Source organism: Gordonibacter faecis (assembly GCF_030077735.1).
Classification (GTDB): domain Bacteria; phylum Actinomycetota; class Coriobacteriia; order Coriobacteriales; family Eggerthellaceae; genus Gordonibacter; species Gordonibacter faecis.
The window spans coordinates 155,359-173,145 of the sequence record NZ_JASJEU010000014.1 but is presented as its reverse complement, the minus strand read 5'-3'; the positions used below and the strand labels follow the sequence as shown (position 1 = coordinate 173,145).

The window sequence follows — 17,787 nt, the reverse complement described above, 5'->3', positions numbered from 1 at the left end:
TGCGGGCGGCTTACAGCCCCCGGTTCCCGCCGAAGGCATCGCCGAGGCGATACGGCAGGTAGTCGAGGAAGGTTTTAACGGCAACCGAGGCGCTTTTGCGGTCGCGCAGCGCAATGCCAATGGCACGGCGCGCCTCCACGTCAAGGCTGCGCGTAACAATACGGTAGGGCGCGCGCTTCAAGATGAGGCGCGGCAGAATGCCCACACCAAGGCCGCTTTCCACCATGGACATGATTGCGTAGTCGTCCCAGGTGGTGAAGTGGACGTTTGGTTTGACATCGTAGCGCTCCAAGAGTTCCGACACCTCGGCTTTCGTGCCGCGCTCCAGAAGCATAAAGGGCTCGGCGCAGAGTTCAGCCAAAGGGACGGTGTCGCGCGTGGATAACGGGTGGCCGAGTGGCAACACGGCTACCAACTCATCGCCACCGAGCGGCAAAACGTCCAGGTCGGCGGAGGCGGGAAGCCTCAGGAAGCCGCAGTCCACGCGCCCCTTGGCAATCCACTCTTCAATTTCAGCGTATTCACCAATGAGCAGTTCGTAGTCGATGCGCGGATGGTCTTTCTGGAAGGCCTTCACCACGTTGGGCAACCAATGCGTAGCCACGCTGGAGAACGTGCCGATGCGGATGAGGCCTGCCTCAAGGCCATTCAGCTCGTCGACGCGGCGCTTGAGTTCGCCATGGGCAGCATACACCGCTTCGACGTGCGGAAGCAGGCGCAGTCCGTCCGAAGTGAGCCGCACGCCGCCGCGACCGCGCTCCAAAAGCGACACACCCCATTCGTGCTCGAGGTCGGCAACCATGCGGCTGATACCCGATTGCGAGTACGACAGCGCCTCAGCCGCCTTCGTGAAACTGCCGCATTCAGCCGTTTTGACGAAGGCGGCGAGCTTCTGTATTCCTCCATCCATGGCTCCTCCTGGCAGTATTCGGATTACTCATACATAGTATGATAAATATTCGCTTTTGTAATCAACAAATCCGGCGCATACTGCTTTCTGACGCAAAATAGGAAGAAAGGCGCAGAGCAGCGATGAACGCGTACAGCGCAGAGGCGCGCAAAGCACAAGCGACATACGAAGGCGCGTGCGGCGAGGGGAGCCGGCGATGAAGAGCGCCTACATTACCTATGTGGCCTCGTTGCTGCTGTTTGGTTCCAACGGCATTGTGGCAAGCCAGATTGGCCTGGCCAGCGGCCAGATTGTGCTCATGCGTACACTGATGGGTGCGCTCGCGCTGGGCACGGTTCTGCTGCTTGCTCGCCGGGGGACGTCCTTCTTACACAACCGTCGCTCCCTTGTGTGCTTGGTGGTGTCGGGTGCGGCACTCGGGGCGAGTTGGCTCTTTCTCTATGAAGCATATCGGCTGGTGGGCGTAGGGGTGGCGTCGCTTGCCTACTACTGCGGGCCGGTTATTGTGATGGCGCTTTCGCCGTTGCTGTTTGGTGAGCGCCTGACGAAGCAGAAGGTGATGGGCTTCGCGGCGGTACTCTGTGGCGTGGCGCTGGTCAGCGGTCGTGCGCTGCAAAGCGGCGGCGACGTGCGTGGTCTCGTGTTCGGCGGCGTGGCGGCGGTGCTCTTTGCCGTCATGGTGATCTTCAACAAGAAGGCCGTGGGCATTGGCGGGCTGGAGGGCTCGGCCGTGCAAATGACGTCGGCCTTTTTGGTGAGCGCGGTGGCGTTGGGGGCTCAGGGCGGCCTCTCGTTCGCGATTGCGCCTGGCGATTGGGCACCCCTTCTCATGCTGGGGTTGGTGAACACGGCGCTCGGGTTCTACTGGTACTTCTCAGCCATGGGCAAGCTTTCGATTCAGTCGGTGGCGCTCTGCGGCTATCTGGAGCCGCTTGCGGCCGTGGTGTTGTCCGTGTTGCTGCTGGGTGAAGCGGCTGGTCCTACGCAGATGCTTGGCGCTGCGCTGGTGATAGGGGGCGCGCTCTTTGGGGAATGCGTGGGTGGCCGTCGCGCACCGCAAGCCGCACGACCCGCCTTTGCGCCGCGCAGTGTGCGGATTTCTTCAGGCTTTGGCGGTGTATCGCGCTGATCTCAGGTATCCTGATCGTTCGCAGAAGAACCTTCGGGAGAACACGGCGGTGATACCGGCATCATGAAGATTAACCACGCAATACTGCACGTTTTCGACTTCGTTTCGTGCGTGAATGTGTACGCGCAAGAGGAACTGGACCTTTCGAGCAAAAACGCGAAGCGCTATGTGATGGGCCACGCGAAAAAGGCGCTCAACAACCTGGACAGCAAGCGCGGGTCGTTCGCCGACGATAGCCTGTTCGCCGAAGAGCTGCGTGGGTATTTCCGCGGCGAGCGCGACTTCGTGGGGTTGTCGACGCAGATTGCTGAGTTCATTGCCGGTGAACTGGGCCGCATGGAAAAGACTCCCTCCACCGACCTTCTGGTGGTCGACTTCGAAGACGAACCCGAAACCGTCGTCACCGAGCTGACCGAAGAGGAAGCGGCCGCCGCCTACGAAGGGCGCGGCAAGCGCTACTTCGCTTTCATGTTGCTGGAAAGCCGGCAGGCGTATATGCACGAGATCGGTCAGGGCGAGAGCGGCGGCACGTGCGTTGACGTGGCCCGCCATCACGCCATTCTGCCGAATCCCTCGCAAAAGGTGCAGTCGTTTGCCGTGGTGGAGTCGCGCACGCTGGCTGTGTCGTTTTGCGACAAGGCGCGCACCATCGCCGGCGAAGAGCGCTGGCTCATTCCCGATGGCCTTTTGCAATGCTCCATGGAAGCATCGAGCAAAGAGGTGTTCGACACAGTAGCGCGCATCGTGGAAGAGGTCGCCGAAGAGTACGGCGCCAACTCGGCGGTGGCGGTGTCGAAGGCCAAGGCGTACGTGAGTGAGGCCGTGGAGGAATCCGAGGAACTGGCCCCGTGGGAGCTGGGCGAAGAGGTGTTCGACGACGGGCCCTTGCAGAAGCGCTTTGAAGAAGCGCTGGCCGAAGAGGCGCTACCCGAGCGCCTGGTGGTGGAAAAGACCGTCGCAAAGCGCGTGGCGAAGCACCACAAGATTCGCACCGATACGGGCATCGAGGTGACCTTCCCGGCTGAACTGGGCGAGAACCCCGAATTCATCGAGTTCGCCAGTGCGCCGAACGGACTGATTTCCATCCAACTGAAGAACATCGGCAGCATTGAGAACCGCTAGCGGGTTCGCCTGCGCGGGAGGGCTGCCGCGCGCCGGTGCGGGCGCTTTCCCTGAGTGAACCCGTATGAGACAATAGCCGACACACGGCTTTCAAGCATAAGGAACAGGAGCACCATGGCTGAGTTTATCTACCAAATGTATCAGGCGCGCAAGGCGCATGGCGACAAGGTTATTCTTGACGATGTGTCGCTGTCGTTTTATCCCGGCGCGAAGATTGGCGTGGTGGGCCCGAACGGCATGGGCAAGTCGACGCTGCTCAAACTGATGGCGGGCCTTGAGGAAGTCTCGAACGGCGAGGCGCGCCTCACGCCCGGCTACACCGTGGGCATCCTGCAGCAGGAGCCGCCGCTTGAGGAAGATAAGACGGTGCTTGAGAACATCGAGCTGGCGTTTGGCGAGCTCAAGGCCAAGATCGACCGCTTCAACGCCATCGGTGCAGAGATGGCCGAGCCCGATGCCGATTTTGACGCGCTCATGGCCGAGATGGGCGAGCTGCAAGATGCCATCGACGCCGCAAACGGGTGGGACCTCGACAGCCAGCTTTCGCAGGCTATGGACGCGCTGCAGTGTCCCGACCCCGACATGCCGGTGAACGTGCTTTCCGGTGGCGAGCGCCGTCGCGTGGCGTTGTGCCGCCTGCTGCTGGAGGCACCCGACCTGCTGCTGCTCGACGAGCCAACGAACCACCTGGATGCGGAAAGCGTGCTCTGGCTTGAGCAGTTCCTGCGCCGCTACCCGGGCGCCGTGCTGGCCGTCACGCACGACCGTTACTTCCTGGACAACGTGGCCGAGTGGATTTGCGAGGTGGACCGCGGGCACCTCTACCCCTACAAGGGCAATTACTCCACCTACCTGGAGACGAAGGCCGCGCGTCTGGAGGGCCAAGGTCAGCGCGAAGAGAAGCTGGCGAAGCGCCTGCGTTCGGAGTTGGAGTGGGTGCGTTCGAGCCCGAAGGCGCGCCAGGCCAAGAGCAAGGCCCGCCTCGAGCGCTTCGAACAGATGGCGGCCGAGGCGCGCTCCTTCGAGAAGACGAGCGTATCCGACATTCAGATTCCCGTGCCGCCGCGCTTGGGCGCGAAGGTGATTGAGGCCTCGCATTTGCGCAAGTGCTTCGGTGACCGCGTGCTGATTGATGACTTGTCCTTCACGCTGCCGCAGGGTGGCATTGTGGGCGTGATCGGCCCGAACGGCGTGGGCAAGTCCACGTTGTTCAAGGCTATTGTGGGGCTTGAGCCACTCACGGGCGGCGAGCTTTCCATCGGCGAGACCGTGCAGATTTCCTACGTTGATCAGAACCGTTCAGGCATTGATCCGGACAAAAACGTGTGGGAAGTGGTGTCGGATGGCCTGGACTACATGAAGGTGGGGGAGAGCGAAATCCCCAGCCGCGCCTACGTGGCCAGCTTCGGCTTCAAGGGCCCCGACCAGCAGAAACCTGCTGGCGTGCTGTCGGGCGGCGAGCGCAACCGCCTGAATTTGGCGCTCACGCTCAAGCAGGGTGGCAACCTGCTGTTGCTTGACGAGCCCACGAACGACCTCGACGTGGAAACGCTGGAAAGCTTGGAAGAGGCCCTGATGGCGTTCCCGGGCTGCGTGGTGGTGACCAGCCACGACCGCTGGTTCCTCGACCGCATTGCCACGCACATCCTGGCGTGGGAAGGTACTGACGAGAACCCGGGCAACTGGTACTGGTTCGAGGGCAACTTCGACGACTACCAGAAGAACCGCATCGAACGCCTGGGCGAAGAAGCCGCCAAACCCCACCGCGTCCACCGCAAACTCACCCGCGACTAGAACTAACAGGGCCCCGCACAAACCAACGCGCGGGGCCCTTGTTTTTTTCAGGCGGATTCTTTCGCGCAGCTATTTCCAGCGTTTGAGGGTGGGAAGGACAGCTCCCATGAAGGAGACGGCTTCGTCGGTGGTAATGTGGCAGGTTTCGGCCATGCCGGGGGCGCAGCGCTCGATGAGTTCCTCGAGCGATTCGTCTTCAATAAATGCGCCGTCGTTGTAGCACCAGGAGCAAAATTCTTCGGACCGTGCGCCGTCAGCCTCGGTGCCGTGATCTTCCTGCTTGAAAAATGGCATGCCGCAGCTTTGGCAGTAGGGCGCGTCCGGCATTTCCAAAAGTTCGACAACGGGAACGTCGCAGGTGGCAGCAATGAGCTTGCACATGTCGATGCTCGGCGAGGTTTCGCCGTTTTCCCAGCGTGATACGGCCTGGCGAGTGACGAACAGCTTGCGCGCGAGGTCGTCTTGCGTGAGGCCCTGCTCCTTGCGGATGCGGACGAGCACGTCTCCAACACTCATGGTGAATCCTTTCATCGGCGGGCGGACGCTGCCATTGAACCATGCGGCTGCGCCTGCCGTAAAGAAACAAAACGTTGCGACGGGCGCGGCTCGTTGATTCCAGGTATTATATGCGGGAATGCGGCCAGTTCGCAGAAGGCGCGGCTAACGCTTGAAGGGAGAGGGTTGATGTATGTAGCGTGTTTGGATTTGGAGGGTGTACTGGTTCCGGAGATTTGGATTGCGTTTGCTGAGGCGAGCGGGATTCCGGAGCTGACGCGGACGACGCGCGACGAGCCTGATTACGGCAAGCTCATGGACTGGCGCTTGAACGTGCTGCGCGAGCATGGGCTGGGGCTTGCGGAAATTCAGCGCACTATTGCCACCATCGACCCCTTGCCCGGGGCGCGTGAGTTCTTAGACGAACTGCGCGCCACGACTCAAACCATCATCATTAGCGATACGTTTACCCAGTTCGCGAAGCCTTTGATGGAGAAGCTGGGGTGGCCGACGCTGTTCTGCAACGAACTTGAGGTGGCTGAGGATGGTGCCATTATCGGCTTTCGCATGCGCTGCCCCGAGTCGAAGCTGACGACGGTACGCGCGTTGCAGTCATGCGGGTTTGACACCATCGCGGCGGGGGATAGCCACAACGACCTGGGCATGATCCGCGCGAGCAAGGCGGGCTTTTTGTTCCGCAGCCCCGATTCCATTAAGGCTGAAAACCCTGACTTGTCGGCGTTTGAAAGCTACGATGACCTGCTAGCGGCCATCAAAAGGGAGCTGGCGTAGCGGAGCCGCGTGAAGTGACGGAGGCGTGTGATGGAAGAGCGTGAGCGTGTTGGCGCGGGCCTCATTGAAATGGACGAAGTGTTCTTCGAGTGCGTGTATGACCAGGTGAAAAATGTTCCCGCTGGCTCGGTGTGCACCTATGGAACCATTGCCGAGTTGGCGGGGTATCCCAAGGCCGCGCGCGAAGTGGGCCTGGCGATGAGTCGCGTACAGCGCGCGTGGAACCTGCCGTGTCATCGCATTGTGAACGCGCAGGGTACCTTGGCACCGACCTATGCGTTTGGCGGCAAGGACAAACAACGGGCGCTCTTGGAAGCAGAGGGTGTCGCATTCTTGGAGGATGGGGCCATTGACCTGGCCCACCATCGGTGGCCTCCCACTGGTGAACCCGAGCAGTTGGCGCTGCCTTTGTAGCGGAGCCTTCGCGGCCGGTGGTGCGCACGAAGGGTCTGTAACAAAGTTCGGCTCTTTGTGGGTTTTCCGTAGGGCAAGGGTTCTACCCTTGCCGCTCAACATTGATAAACCTGCAGGTTAGACGTGGTTGACGGCAAGGGCAGAGCCCTTGCCCTACGGAAAACCTGGTTGGTAGGGCACTTTTATTACAGCATCGTGCCGTTCCTGGTGATTCGACGAGGGGCCGTGTTGGCACTGGCGCCCGGCGGCCCCATCCCCTAGACTGGTGGTCATGGAACATGATGACGAAATTCCCGCGGACGCTTCTGCGGAAGGGGCTTTTGAGCCCGGATCACTCGGCCGGCTTTCGCCCACGTGGTGGGAGCCTGAAGACGACGACGCACCCGAACCCGAGCCGTGGCTTGATGCCGAGGCGGCGCTCGACCGCTTCCTCGAATGGACGGCGGCGCGCGGCATAGAATTGTGGCCTCACCAGGAGGAAGCGCTCATGGCGCTCATGATGGGCGACCACGTAATTTTGGGTACGCCCACCGGCTCCGGCAAGTCTATGGTGGCACTCGGCCTCTGCTTCATGGCAATGGCCACCGGGCAGCGCTCCTACTACACGGCGCCCATCAAGGCGCTGGTGAGCGAAAAGTTCTTTGACCTGGTGGACGTGCTGGGGCGTGAGAACGTGGGCATGGTGACGGGCGACGCGCACATCAACGCGGGCGCACCCGTGGTGTGCTGCACGGCCGAGATTCTCGCGAACCAGGCGCTGCGCGAGGGCGAGCACGCCGACGTGGGGTGCGTGGCCATGGACGAATTCCACTACTACGGCGACTACGACCGCGGCTGGGCGTGGCAGGTGCCGCTGCTCACGCTGCCGAAGACGCAGTTTCTGCTGATGAGCGCCACGCTTGGTGACGTGTCGAACATTGCGGCCTCGCTCAGTGAGCGCACGGGCCGCGATGTGGACGTGATTGCCGACGCGCCGCGCCCGGTGCCGCTTGCCTACGAGTACGTGGAAATGCCGCTTGAAGGCACGGTGGAGCTGGCGCTGCGCAAGGGCGAGGCGCCGCTCTACCTGGTGCACTTCTCGCAGGATGCAGCGCTGGCTACGGCGCAGTCGCTCTCAAGTTTTGGCGTGGCGTCGAAGGAGCAGCGCGAGGAAATCAAGGAATATGTAAAGGGCACGCGCTTCACCACGGCGTTCGGCAAAACGCTTAAGCGCCTGTTGCTGAGCGGTGTGGGCGTGCACCATGCGGGCATGCTGCCGCGCTATCGGCTGTTGGTGGAAAAGCTTGCTCAGCAGGGGCTTCTGCCGGTGATTTGCGGTACCGACACGCTGGGCGTGGGTATCAATGTGCCCATCCACACGGTGGTGCTGACCGCGCTTACGAAGTTCGACGGACGCAAGATGCGGCGTTTGCGCGCCCGCGAGTTTCACCAGATTGTCGGGCGGGCAGGACGAAGTGGCTTCGACACCGAGGGTATGGTGATGGCCCTCGCGCCCGAGCACGACATCGAGAACGCGAAACTCATTGCGAAGGCGGGCGACGACCCCAAGAAGCTGCGCAAAATCAAGAAGAAGCAGCCGCCCGAGGGCTTCGTCACCTGGAACAAGCAGACCTTCGAGCGCCTGATTGAAGCCGTGCCTGAAACGCTGAAGCCGCGCATGCGCATCACGCATTCGATGGTGCTTTCTGAAGTGGTGCAGGGTGGCGACGCGTACACGCGCGTGCGTACGCTCATAGCCGACTCGGCGCAGACTGACGAAGAGAAGGCGGCGCTTTACCTGCGCGCCGACGAGATATTCCAGACGCTCATTGACGCGGATGTGGTGGAGCGGTTGGAAGCCGAGGACGGCACCGTGGAGTACGTGACCACGGTGGACTTGCCTGAGGACTTCGCGCTTGACCAGCCGCTTTCGCCATTTTTACTGGCGGCGTTGGAGCTGCTTGACCCCGAGGACGAAGACTACGCGCTCGATGTCATCTCCATGGCGGAGGCCACACTGGAGGACCCGCGCCAGGTGCTGCGCGCGCAGGAGCGCATCGCGCGCGACAAGGCGATGGCCGAGATGAAGGCCGACGATGTGGAGTACGACGAGCGGATTGAGCGTCTGGCCGAGATCACGTACCCGCGCCCCCTGGAGGACCTGCTGCAGGCGGCGTTTGAGCGGTACTGCCAGGAGGTACCGTGGGCGCGCGACTTCGAGCTGGCGCCCAAGTCGGTGGTGCGCGATATGGTGGAGACCGCGTCGGACTTCAAGACGTACGTGGGTCGTTACAAAATTGCGCGCTCAGAGGGCACGCTGCTGCGCTACCTGGCCGATGCCTACCGCGTGCTCGACCGCACGGTGCCGGCCGAACGGCGCGACGAGCGGCTGCAAGACATTGTGTCGTGGCTGGGCTTCCTCGTGCGCTCGGTAGATTCAAGCCTGGTGGACGAGTGGGAGAATGCAGGCTCGATGTTCGACGCCGCGCCACCTGCGGCTGGCGACGAGGTGGTGGCCGACCGCCGCGGCCTCACGGTGCTCGTGCGGAATGCCCTGTTCGCGCGCGTGCGACTGGCTTCGCAAGGTCGCGTGGATGAGTTGGGTCGCCTTGATGCCGACTGGGGCTGCGGTGAGCCGCGCTGGCAGCGGGCGCTCGACGCGTACTACGAGGCGCACGAAAACATTGCCATTGATGCCGACGCGCGCTCGATGGCGTACCTGTCCATCGACGAGTCCGACGAGCGCACCGACCACGTGTGGCATGTTCGCCAAATCTTCAGCGACCCCGAAGCCGACCACGACTTTGCCATCGTCGCCGACGTGGACCTTGACGCCACCCAAGAAGAAGGTGAAGCCGTATTCATAAACTACCGCGTAGGCTTCTTCGAAGAGTTGTAGAGGCCTATTGATTGAAGAGAGTCGGAACGTTGAGGATTAACCGGGGTAACGCCCGGCTGCGTCCACTGTCCGCTCGTTGCCCTTGCTGTCAACCGGTCAATTATCGATTGAACCTGGTGGGTGTCGGGGGCTTCGGTCTTTTCGTTTGCCATACTTTTCCTTTTGAGGGCGTGCGCCTTGTAGTGGTGTGCGCTCGTTTGAGGGTGTGACGTCGAAGAGGAGAAGACGGATGGCAAAGGCACGGTGGGGAAGGCGTGCGGTGTGGGCGCTTGCGGCGGTGGCGCTGACCTGCGCGCTGGCGGCGCTTGCGGGGTGCGCAGGCGGCAGCGGTGCGCCCGCAGCGTCTGGCGAGGGCACTTTGCGCGTGGGTGTGCGCAGTGACGTGGTGGGCTTCGGCTACCTGAACAAGGACACCAACAAGCACTACGGTCTTGAGATTGACCTGGCCGAAGAGCTGGCGCGCCGCCTTGGTTACGCCGACGTGGAGTTCGTGGACGTGCTGCCCGAAACGCGCAAGGATATGCTTCTGAACGGCGAGGTGGATTGCCTCGTGGCGTGCTACTCCGTGTCCGAATCGCGCCAGAAGAACTTCGACTTCTCCCCGGTCTATTACGAGGACCGCTCCGTCATCATGGTGGAGGACAGCTCGCTCATCACCAGCCTTGATGGGTTGAAAGGCCGCACCTTCGGCACTATGTCTGGCTCGAATACGGCGCCGCAGCTGGTTATCAAACTCACAGAGGCGGGCTTCACGAACGGTGAGGCGCTTGAGGCCAACGCGGACAACTCCGACGTGCGCTTCGACACGTTCCATCTGGTGCAGGTGCCCTCTTACCAGGAGCTGAGCGACCGCTTGGAGGAAGGCTCCATCGATGCGGCATGCATGGACGCAAGCCTTGCGAACACGTTCAACGACTTCGACCGCAGCCTGCTTGACTTCCAGATTGATACCCAGAGTTACGCCGTTGCCACGCAGAAGGGCTCGGCCTTGAGCCAGCCGGTGGCCGAGGCCGTGCAGGTCATGCTGGACGACGGCACGGTGGCGCGCCTCATTGACAAGTGGAACTAGAGGGGGACGGATGTCGACGAAACTCAAAATCAAGATAGCCGTCCTGGTGGCAGTGGCGGCCGCAAGCATGGCCTGCATGGCGGGGCTGTTGTTCACGCTGCAAAGCAACCTGTCCATTGACAGTTACACGCAGGAGATGCGCCAGGAAGCCGCGGCGCTGCCCGACCTTCTGGCGACGGCCGACGAAAGCGCCACGCAGAACACCGAAACCCATGACGCCATCTTCCAGTCGAAAGCCGCAAGTGTGGCGTTCATGGCGAACAACAATGCCGGCTTTGAGGCCGCCGACGCGAAGATGGTGGAGTATAAAGATCTGCTCGGCGTGGACAACGTGCTGGTGGTAAGCCGCGATGGCGCGGTGGTGGCGAAGGCGCAGGACACGAAGGCGAACTTTACGTACTCGCGCTTCAACGAGCTGCGCACCGTGTTTGATGGCGGCGCGGCGTCGCTTCCTGTGGAGGTGGAACTGCCTGAGCAAGACTGGCTCATGCGCTACTACGCCGCGCGCATCGACGACAACACGATGGTAGTTATTGAGCAGCACCCCGCTGAACTGCGCGAACTCATTGCGGAAACGGGCTCAACCGCAAGCGCACTCAAGCACATTACCATCGGCGAGCAAGGCTTCATGTTCGCCGTGTCGGCCAAGGACTACCTCATTGAATACCACCCCGACACCCGCCTCGTGGGTGCCGACGCGCTTGAGGCCGGCATCGACGTGGCGGCCCTCGAAGACGGCGCGTTCTCCGAGATAACGCTGAGTGGCGAGCGGCTCTACGCTGGCGTGACCAAGATCGACGACACCTACTACGTAGCCGCCGTGCCCGAAGGCGACTTGGCTGCTACGCGCAACATCACCGTGGGCGTGATCCTGTTCATCTTCTTCGCGGTGATGACCGTGGTTATTATGTACGGCATCTTCGTCATGCGCGAGGACGAGCGGCGCGGCCACGACCCGGCGGACTTCCGCGCCGTGGGGCCCTTGCGTTATAACAAAACCATCGGCCGCAAGGCGGCGGTGTTCTCGTTTGTGGGCTTCATCGCCATTTTGGGTGTGTCGTTCTACATGCAGACGCTGTTTGCGCTGTCGTCTGAGTCGGTGGCGAACGACGAGCGCGCCGCAGAGGTGGAAGAAACCATCCAGCGCGCGACCGACCGCATGGACGCGCTTACGAACCAGTACAGCGAGCGCTACCTGAGCAAGGCGCGCGTGGCCGGCTACGTGCTTGACCACAATCCGGGGCTGGCGAACCGCGAAGACTTGCAGCGCCTCGCTGACGTGCTGCAAATCCAGTACGTGTACGTGCTGGACGCTACCGGTGCGCTGACGGCAACGAATTCCTCGTATGCGAACTTCACGCTGAGTGAAGACCCTGCCGACCAGTCGTTCGAGTTCAGGAAGCTGCTGCAGGGGGTCGACTCGGTGGTGCAGAAGCCGCAGACCGACGAGATTTCCGGCGAGCTGCGCCAGTATATTGGTGTGTCGCTGCACGACGACAAGGGCACTGTGAACGGCCTCGTGCAGATTGGCATCCGCCCGACGCGCCTTGAAAGTATGCTTGAAAGCGTGCAGATAGGAAGCGTGCTCGACGGCGTGAAGGCGGGCGCGGATGGCTTCGCCTTCGCGGTGAACAAGGCCGACAAAACGTTCGCATACTTCCCCGATGAGCGCCTGGCGGGCAAGCCGGTTTTGGAGCACGGCATGACGGAAGGCCAGTTGAAGGATGGGTACTGTGACTACCTGACCATCGACGGCGCAACCTACTACGCCTCGGCGGTGGAAACGGGCGACTACTACCTGTTCGTGGCGGGCACCGAAGGCGAGCTCATGGCTGAGCGCGTGCCGCTTACGTTGGCTACGGGTGGCGTAGCGGCGGTGTGCCTCGTGGTGATTTTCTTCCTATTGGCGTTTGACGTGCGCAAACGCGAGGGCGCGACGGCTGCGGCTGCAGCTGCGGTGGACGCGGGCGTGGCGAGCGCGGACGCGAGCGCGAGCACGGACGCGGCGAGCGCAGGCGCCAGCGGCGAAGAGGAAGACTCGCGCATGTTCGACGTCACCATGCCGAGCGGACGCACCGCCAAGACCGAGTCGGCGGCCAGCCGTTGGATTGCGAAGTCGTTCAAGTGGCACGAGAAGACCGCCGAGCAAAAGACCGCAACCATCGTGAAGTGGCTGGTAGCTGTTTCGGTGGTGGCCGTGTGCGTGGCCGTGGTGTTCCAAGACCGCATCTTCGGCAGCTCGTCCATCTTCTCCTACATCCTGGGCGGCGAATGGGAGCGCGGCCTGAACGTGTTCGCCATTACGGCGTGCATCATGTTTATTTGCGTGGCGCTGACGGCTGTTGCGGTGCTGCGCAAGGTGTTGGGCCTGCTGGCGAGCGTGCTGGGCGCGCGCGGCGAAACGGTGTGCCGCCTCTTGGGCAGCTTCATCAAATACGCCACCATCATCGGCATGGTGTACTACTGCCTCATGCTGGTGGGCGTGGACACCACCACGCTTCTGGCCAGCGCCGGCATTCTGTCCATCGCGATCAGCTTCGGCGCGAAAGAGCTGGTGGCGGACATACTGTCTGGCCTGTTCATCATCTTTGAGGGCGAGTTCCGCGTGGGCGACATCATCATGGTGGGCGATTGGCGCGGCACTGTGGTGGAAATTGGCGTGCGCACCACGAAGGTGGAGGACGGCGCGCAGAACATCAAGGTCATTCGCAACAGTGACATCAGCAACGTCATCAACATGACAAAGGAAACGTCGTACGCGTTCTGCGACGTGGGCATCGAGTACGGCGAATCGCTCGAGCGCGTGGAGAACATCCTGGCCGAAGAGCTGCCGAACATCCGCAAGCGTCTGCCTGCCATTATCGATGGCCCGTTCTACAAGGGTGTGGTGGCACTTGGCGACAACAGTGTGAGCATCCGCATTTTGGTGCAATGCTCCGAGAAGGATCGCATCCAGCTTGAGCGCGACCTGAAGCGCGAGATGAAGCTGCTGTTCGACAAACACGACATCAGCATTCCGTTCCCGCAGGTGGTTATCAACGAGCCGACCGAGTTCAAGAAGGCGACCTACGCCGAGAAGCTGAGCGCCGACCGCTTCAACGAGGAACAAAAGGCCGCGGCGAAAAAGCTTGGCAACGAGGACGAAGACGAAGAGGGGAAGCGCTAGCGCGCGTAATGTGTGGGTTGTGGCCGTAGGGCAAGAGCAGAACCCTTGCCCTACGTCCGTCGGGCGCGCTTGACGACTGTGGCATAATCGGGGGCGAGCAAGAAGAAAGGAACCCCGCATGTCACGTTCAGCTCGCGCGTCCACCACGCGTCGCACGCTTCATTACTTTTGGCTGGTTACGCGCCGGCATTTGGGGCTGTTTGTGGCCCTGATGGCGTCCACGTTCTTCTTCGTGGCGCTGCTGTCGTATGGCAACCCCTATGTGATGAGCCTCGTGGTGGACCGCGTGAGCGCGGGGTCGGTGGCGCCCGATGAGGTGTTTACGGTGTTCGGGCCCTACATTGCGGCGCTCATTGGCATCAACGTGGCTGGTCAGGCGGCCAGCAAGCTGCAGGACTACACGATGTATCGGCTCCAGATTGCGGCATCCTACGACTTGGCTACCATGTCGTTCGATGCGCTGTCGAACCAGTCGATGTCGTTTCACTCCAACCGTTTCGGCGGCACGCTGGTGAGCCAAACCACCAAGTTCATGAGCGCGTATCAGCTGCTGCTGGAAACCATCACGTTCCCGTTTCTGCCGGTCATTTGCTCGGTGGTGTTCACGTGCGCCATCCTGGCGCCCCGCGTGCCGGTGTACGTGGCCATCCTCATGGTGCTGCTGGCAGTGTACGCGGGCGTCTCCTACTATATGTACAAGCGCATTTTGCACCTGAATGAGCAGGCGGCGAGCGCGCAGAACCAGCTGTCTGGCGAACTGTCCGATTCGGTGGCGAACATTCTGGCCGTGAAAACCTACGGTCGCGAAGACTACGAGCGCAGCCTGTTTGACCAGGCCAACCGCGAGGTGGTGGCGCGCGACTCGAAGCGCATGTGGGCGTCGCTCACGCGCGGAATTGTGACGGCGTGCATCACCATTGCCATCATGAGTGTGGTGGCCGTGTTTATTGCAGGCGGCAACGCGTGGTACGGCATCACGCCGGGTACGCTGGTGGTGATGTTCACCTACACCTACACGGTGACGAACCAGTTCAACTTCATCAACAACGGCTTGCAACGCTTCAACCGCGCATTCGGCGACGCAAGTGGCATGACGGTGATTTTGGATGAACCGCGCCTGGTGGACGACAAGCCGGGCGCACCCGATCTTGAGGTGCATGAGGGCGCTATCGACTTCGAGGACATTGGGTTTTGGTACACCGACGGCGACACGCGCACGCGGGTGTTCGACGACTTGAATCTGCACATCCCCGCTGGTCAGCGCGTGGGTATTGTGGGCGCGAGTGGCGCGGGGAAGACCACGCTCACGAAGTTGTTGCTGCGTTTGTCCGACATTCAAGAAGGGCGCATCCTCGTTGACGGACAGAATATCGCGGACACTACGCAGCAGTCGCTGCGTCGCCAGATTGCCTACGTGCCGCAGGAGGCGCTGCTGTTCCACCGCTCCATCGCGGAGAACATTGCCTACGGGCGGCCCGATGCCACGATGGAGCAGATCCGCGAAGCGGCGCGGCAGGCGAACGCGCTTGAGTTCATCGAGCGGCTGCCGCAGGGCTTCGACACGGTCACGGGCGAGCGTGGCGTGAAGCTGTCCGGCGGCCAGCGCCAGCGCATTGCCATTGCGCGAGCGCTCTTGGCCGACTGTCCGGTGCTCGTGTTGGACGAGGCCACGAGCGCGCTCGACTCCGAGAGCGAGCAGCTGGTGCAAGACGCGCTCGCCACCCTCATGCGCGGCCGCACCGCTCTTGTGGTGGCTCACCGCCTCAGCACGGTGGCCAGCCTCGATCGCATCGTCGTCCTCGACGGCGGCAAAGTGGTAGAAGACGGCCCCCACGCCGACCTCATAGAAGCCGGCGGCACTTACGCCAACCTGTGGAGCCGCCAAACCGGCGCGTACTTGGAGTAGATCACCTGCCCCGGCACGCCGCGCCGGCTGATCTACTCGCTATGGGCGGGGCAGGTGATGGTCATGGTGGCGAAGGCTTGTGCGACGCGTTCCATGCGCTTTTCGTCGTAACCGAGGCGGTCGAGCTCGGCAATGTCGGCAAGATCCTTGGGGCGGTCGCTCGCGGCTTTCGCGGCGCGACAGGCTTCCAGCGTGGCAAAGCCAGCGCGTGTGCCGTCGGGGAGCTCGCGCGTTTCCACGAAGTCTGCCTCGTCGAGAGAGGGAATGGTGGCTTCGAGCAACGCGTCGTAGCCGGCGAAGGCCGCCTGCTCGGCGTTTCGCTGCACGAGTGTGCCGTCGCGGAAGAAGAACGGGCAGAAGCTTGCGAGGACGCCGTCGATGTAGGCATGGATGCCGTATTCTTCGCCGCCGGTATTGCAGGGTATGCGGCACGAGTCGAGGCTGGGGTCGTACAGAGCTTCGTGCTTGAGCCATGTGCGTACAGTTGGCATATCCTCAAGTCGCACCGAAAAGTCAATGTCACCGTGCAGGCGGCCTGAATCCTTGCCGCTGAGAACCCAAGGCACCAGCCCGCCTTCGAGGAACACTTTGCTCACAAGCTCCGGCGCGCACATCACGCGCAGCGCAGCCGCTTTCGCCTGCGCACAAGAGACACCCGTCGCAATTTCTTCGCTGGTTTCCATCCCAAACTCGTCCATGTTGTTCCTTTCGACGGTGTCTGTACGTTTCGAATGGGGCTTTTAATAGTTTAGACTTGCTAGTGGCGAAAAGCGAGCAGCGGCAATGATCGTGTGGAGCGAGTTCTGTTGTAAGAAAATTCTGTAAACTATCGTTGTAATGTAAAAAAGTAACAAATAGGCTTGTTTAACAGAAAATTTGTTAGCATGTTCCTACACGAAAAGGAGGACATGTTATGTCATCGCTTCTGTCACTCACAATTGATAATTACCGCTCGTTCTATTCGCCTCAAACATTGACTTTTGGCGAGCGTGATATGCGCGCCGTAACGGGCATATATGGACCCAATGCTGGCGGTAAATCAAATATCGCAAAAGCATTAGAACTTATACGGTTTTGCCTCTACAATTCGGCTGATGCAAACTGGAAACTGCCCTACGAACCGTTTCTATTGCGCGAAAGTGCTGCAAGGCAGCCGAGCCGCTTCGCGGTACGATTCGAGCAGGATGGGCGGATTTTTCAATATGCGCTTGCTTTTGATGACGCTCATATTGTCTTTGAGGAGCTCAAAGAAAAGTCGGAACATACCGACAAGATGAAAACAGTGTTTCGTCGCGAAGCAAATAAAGAAATGAGTCCCTCTTCGGACAAATTTGGTTTTGGCAAGAGGCTTCTTGCGAAAACAAGAGATGAAACGCTTCTTGTAACAAAAGGCCGCGAAGATAACAATTCTTATGCAAATGTAGTATTTGACTTCTTTTACAATGTCGCCGTCGATTTAGATGACTTGACAGATCGCGGTGCTTTGTTTGTAGAGTTGCTTAAAGATAATGAGAGTTTACGAGAGAAAACGCTCGAACTGCTTCGCAAATGCGATTTTGCGATTAGGGATATTAAAATTGAAAGCGTTCCTTTGCCCGAGGAATTGCTGGCTTCTTTGCCGATTCCCGATGAAGTAAAACGCGGAATGGAGCTCAAGGGAGGAACTTCGTTTAAGACGGTACATGCGATTCGTGACGATGAAAAATCTATCATAGGCATGCGAGAGCTTGATTTTTGGAATCAAGAATCAGCCGGAACGCAACGATTCTTCAAGACGGTTGTGCCGATTATCGCAGCTCTTGAACAAGGTGGAATTATCTACCTTGATGAATTTGGCACCTCGATGCATCCGAAGTTGATTGAAACTCTTGTTGGTTTGTTTCTTGATGAAAAGTCTGAAAACGGAGCGCATCTCATCTTCAATAGCCATGATACCAGCATCATGCGTACCTCTCTTGGAAGAGATAATATTATTCTGGTTGAAAAAAATAGCCGTGAGGAATCTGTCGTGACGCCTCTTGCTAAGCGAGGGGTTCGCGAAGGAGAAGCAATCGAGAAACGCTATAGAGAAGGTTTGTACGGCGGCATCCCTCTCGTTCGTGAAGGGTAGGA

The 17,787-nt window shown here is 60.5% G+C and carries 13 protein-coding genes; 10 read left to right on the top strand and 3 right to left on the bottom strand.

Going from position 1 to position 17,787, the window contains the following annotated elements; genetic code table 11:
* Positions 1–10: 10 nt before the first annotated feature.
* Entirely contained in the window at positions 11–910 is a 900-nt protein-coding gene (locus tag QNJ86_RS08435; protein ID WP_283832169.1) for a LysR family transcriptional regulator, read from the bottom strand.
* A 196-nt stretch (positions 911–1,106) separates the two neighbouring features.
* Here QNJ86_RS08435 and QNJ86_RS08430 point away from each other — a divergent pair, with 196 nt between their 5' ends.
* The 3 genes from QNJ86_RS08430 (at position 1,107) to ettA (ending at position 4,955) form a co-directional block, all read left to right on the top strand.
* The gene (locus QNJ86_RS08430) at positions 1,107–2,039 is read left to right on the top strand and encodes a DMT family transporter (protein ID WP_283832168.1); all 933 of its coding nucleotides are present in this window, start codon (positions 1,107–1,109) and stop codon (positions 2,037–2,039) included.
* Positions 2,040–2,102: 63 nt separating this feature from the next.
* Positions 2,103–3,161, top strand: a complete 1,059-nt coding sequence (locus tag QNJ86_RS08425; RefSeq protein ID WP_283832167.1) for a nucleoid-associated protein — start codon at positions 2,103–2,105, stop codon at positions 3,159–3,161.
* 114 nt (positions 3,162–3,275) lie between these two features.
* The gene (gene ettA, locus QNJ86_RS08420; protein ID WP_283832166.1) at positions 3,276–4,955 is read left to right on the top strand and encodes an energy-dependent translational throttle protein EttA; all 1,680 of its coding nucleotides are present in this window, start codon (positions 3,276–3,278) and stop codon (positions 4,953–4,955) included.
* A gap of 69 nt (positions 4,956–5,024) precedes the next feature.
* On the opposite strand, the gene QNJ86_RS08415 is transcribed toward ettA, so the two are convergent.
* A complete protein-coding gene (locus tag QNJ86_RS08415) occupies positions 5,025–5,471 on the bottom strand; it encodes a zinc ribbon domain-containing protein (protein WP_283832165.1) in 447 nt (148 codons plus the stop codon).
* Between the two features lie 168 nt (positions 5,472–5,639).
* On the opposite strand from QNJ86_RS08415, the gene thrH reads away from it, so the two are divergent.
* The 6 genes from thrH to QNJ86_RS08385 all read left to right on the top strand — a co-directional run bounded on the left by thrH (position 5,640) and on the right by QNJ86_RS08385 (position 15,675).
* The gene (gene thrH / locus QNJ86_RS08410; protein ID WP_283832164.1) at positions 5,640–6,242 is read left to right on the top strand and encodes a bifunctional phosphoserine phosphatase/homoserine phosphotransferase ThrH; all 603 of its coding nucleotides are present in this window, start codon (positions 5,640–5,642) and stop codon (positions 6,240–6,242) included.
* A gap of 30 nt (positions 6,243–6,272) precedes the next feature.
* Positions 6,273–6,656: an MGMT family protein gene (locus QNJ86_RS08405; RefSeq protein ID WP_283832163.1), complete on the top strand. Its 384-nt coding sequence runs from the start codon at positions 6,273–6,275 to the stop codon at positions 6,654–6,656.
* A 271-nt stretch (positions 6,657–6,927) separates the two neighbouring features.
* Entirely contained in the window at positions 6,928–9,534 is a 2,607-nt protein-coding gene (locus tag QNJ86_RS08400) for a DEAD/DEAH box helicase (protein ID WP_283832162.1), read from the top strand.
* A gap of 229 nt (positions 9,535–9,763) precedes the next feature.
* Positions 9,764–10,603, top strand: coding sequence for a transporter substrate-binding domain-containing protein (locus QNJ86_RS08395; protein ID WP_283832161.1), 840 nt, complete (start codon positions 9,764–9,766; stop codon positions 10,601–10,603).
* A gap of 10 nt (positions 10,604–10,613) precedes the next feature.
* A complete protein-coding gene (locus QNJ86_RS08390) occupies positions 10,614–13,769 on the top strand; it encodes a mechanosensitive ion channel domain-containing protein (RefSeq protein WP_283832160.1) in 3,156 nt (1,051 codons plus the stop codon).
* Between the two features lie 118 nt (positions 13,770–13,887).
* A complete protein-coding gene (locus tag QNJ86_RS08385; RefSeq protein ID WP_283832159.1) occupies positions 13,888–15,675 on the top strand; it encodes an ABC transporter ATP-binding protein in 1,788 nt (595 codons plus the stop codon).
* A gap of 32 nt (positions 15,676–15,707) precedes the next feature.
* Here the strand turns inward: QNJ86_RS08385 and QNJ86_RS08380 are convergent, their stop codons facing one another.
* Positions 15,708–16,373 (bottom strand): hypothetical protein, encoded by a 666-nt coding sequence (locus tag QNJ86_RS08380; RefSeq protein ID WP_283832158.1) that lies wholly within the window; start codon positions 16,371–16,373, stop codon positions 15,708–15,710.
* Between the two features lie 215 nt (positions 16,374–16,588).
* On the opposite strand from QNJ86_RS08380, the gene QNJ86_RS08375 reads away from it, so the two are divergent.
* Complete coding sequence (locus QNJ86_RS08375; RefSeq protein ID WP_283832157.1) at positions 16,589–17,785, top strand: AAA family ATPase; 1,197 nt, start codon at positions 16,589–16,591, stop codon at positions 17,783–17,785.
* Positions 17,786–17,787 lie beyond the last annotated feature (2 nt).